Raw genomic sequence first — 2269 nt, forward strand, 5'->3', positions numbered from 1 at the left:
GTGTGATTCATGACTGGGGTGAAGTCGTAACAAGGTAACCGTAGGGGAACCTGCGGTTGGATCACCTCCTTACGAAGCGCCTGACAGTGTTCACATAGATTGTTTGTTGTAGAGAGAAAACACTTTATTGGGTCTGTAGCTCAGGTGGTTAGAGCGCACCCCTGATAAGGGTGAGGTCGGTGGTTCAAGTCCACTCAGACCCACCAATTTAGGTTAAGTCAGCTGTTGCGAATTTGGTAGTGCTAAAAAGCGAAGGCAAATCGAATTGGTAGAAGTGATGAAGTGAAGATAGATGGGGCTATAGCTCAGCTGGGAGAGCGCCTGCCTTGCACGCAGGAGGCCAGCGGTTCGATCCCGCTTAGCTCCACCATTATTTGTTCTTTCTGTTTACTTTTTATTTATCCTTTTCAATGTTTTTCATACCTACCAAGCCGGTAGAATTCATGTTTTAAAATCAAAAGTTTTCATGGTTTAACATGGTACATTATTGCTTATTTTTGAAGCAAAGTTGCACCACATTAAATTAAATTGACTTACTTATCCATTTCAAATAAATCAAGTTATCTATTTCTCATTTACTAATTTTAGCTTTGCATTGTATTTAGTTGTTTAGTATTAACTTTGGTATCCATTTTGCAATGATCTTGTTTTAGGTTGTGTTTTTATATCGTTATTTAACAGAGGATCCTAAAATGATGTCAGAAACAAACAATAAAGTTATATTATCTCGTCGACATTTTTTAACTTATTCCGGTATTGCCATTGGCGGTATAACGGTTAGTTCTACTTTACGGAAAAGCTATGCTGCTCAAGAGCCTGTTTTAACTAATGTGAATGCTCTATCTTCAGTTAGTGAAATTGCGACCCCCAGTTTGGAAAATCCGGTTCGTTTAAATTTTAATGAAAATGCTTTGGGTATGTCACCTAACGCCAAACAAGCGGCTATTACAGCGGTGAGTAAAGCAAATCGTTATGCAAAGCATGAAATGCCTTTGTTAAGTCTGGCAATAGCAAAACATCATAATTTAAATTCTGATTATGTATTATTAACAGCCGGATCATCAGAAGGTATTCGCAGTTCAATTGTTGCATTTACTAAAGAAAAAACACAATTTGTTATCCCAGAACTAACTTATGGCGATGGTGAATATTTTGCAAAAATAGCCAATCTTCCTGTTATTAAAGTGCCCAATTTGACAGATTGGGCAATTGATATAGAGGGATTGATAAATAAGGTCGAACAATATTCGGGATATTCTATTGTATATCTTGTAAATCCAAATAATCCGACATCAACTATCACTGATACAAAAAAAGTTTTTGATTGGATTCGTAGCAAACCGAAAAACACGATATTCATTGTTGATGAAGCATATGCTGAATTTGTGAATGACGCAAGTTATCAGTCAGTTGATACTTTAATTGAACAAGGCTATGAAAATGTCATCTTATTGAAAACATTTTCTAAGATTCATGCTATGGCGGGTTTACGAGTAGGGTATGTACTTGCCAATCCAATCCATATTAAAAACATCGCCCAATATGTTGCCGGTGAAAAATTGAATTATTGTGGTGTGTGTGCTGCATTAGCTTCAATGGAAGATCAATCTTATTTGAAATATTCTAAAAAGGTAACAGATACATCACGATTAATTATGGAGCAAGTTCTAAAAGAATTAGACTTATATTATGTTGCTTCGGAGACCAATTTTATTTTTCATAAAATTCCAATTGCACTTAATGAGTATCAACAATTATTAAAAGACAAATTTATTTTAGTTGGTCGAGCTTTTCCTCCAGCAAATGGCTGGTGTCGAATTTCATTAGGAACACCTGGGGAAATGTTATATACGGCAACTATACTAAAACAGCTACGCGAACAAAACTTTATTTAATCTTAAAACATAAATTTCTAAATTTATAATGATAAAATGGCATCAAGCGATGCTATTTTTTTCTAAATTAAGATGATTTTAGATAAGATGTATTTCTGCTAGCCAGATATAGCATAAAATAGATACAAACGTGCATTATTTTGATATTTTTTTAAAATTAATGTTGTGTTATTAAAAATTCTGTACTAATATAGCGCCCACTTCAGAGATGAGGTGTTTTAAAAAAGAAATGCAGTAAATTTAATGTGCGAGTTGCTCGCAGTTTATTGGTAAGTGCATGTAGTTGTGTGCTAATTAATAAAGCTCTTTAACAAGTAGGAACAAGCTGAAAGAAACGAGTTCTCGTTTTTGCGGAATAGATTGATATGAAAGTA

General features: G+C 34.6%; 1 protein-coding gene, 2 tRNA genes and 1 rRNA gene. All 4 read left to right on the forward strand.

The features are described from left to right. Nucleotides 1-72 (forward strand): 16S ribosomal RNA (locus FcAc13_RS00280); the annotation flags it as partial. Nucleotides 73-129: 57 nt separating this feature from the next. Continuing rightward, nucleotides 130-206 (forward strand) — tRNA-Ile (locus FcAc13_RS00285). Nucleotides 207-294: 88 nt separating this feature from the next. After that, nucleotides 295-370: transfer RNA gene (locus FcAc13_RS00290), tRNA-Ala, on the forward strand. A gap of 322 nt (nt 371-692) precedes the next feature. Then, entirely contained in the window at nt 693-1895 is a 1203-nt protein-coding gene (locus FcAc13_RS00295; protein ID WP_187754218.1) for a pyridoxal phosphate-dependent aminotransferase, read from the forward strand. Nucleotides 1896-2269 lie beyond the last annotated feature (374 nt).

Origin of the sequence: Frischella japonica (assembly GCF_014489845.1) — a bacterium.
In the GTDB taxonomy this organism is placed as follows: Bacteria; Pseudomonadota; Gammaproteobacteria; order Enterobacterales; family Orbaceae; genus Frischella; species Frischella japonica.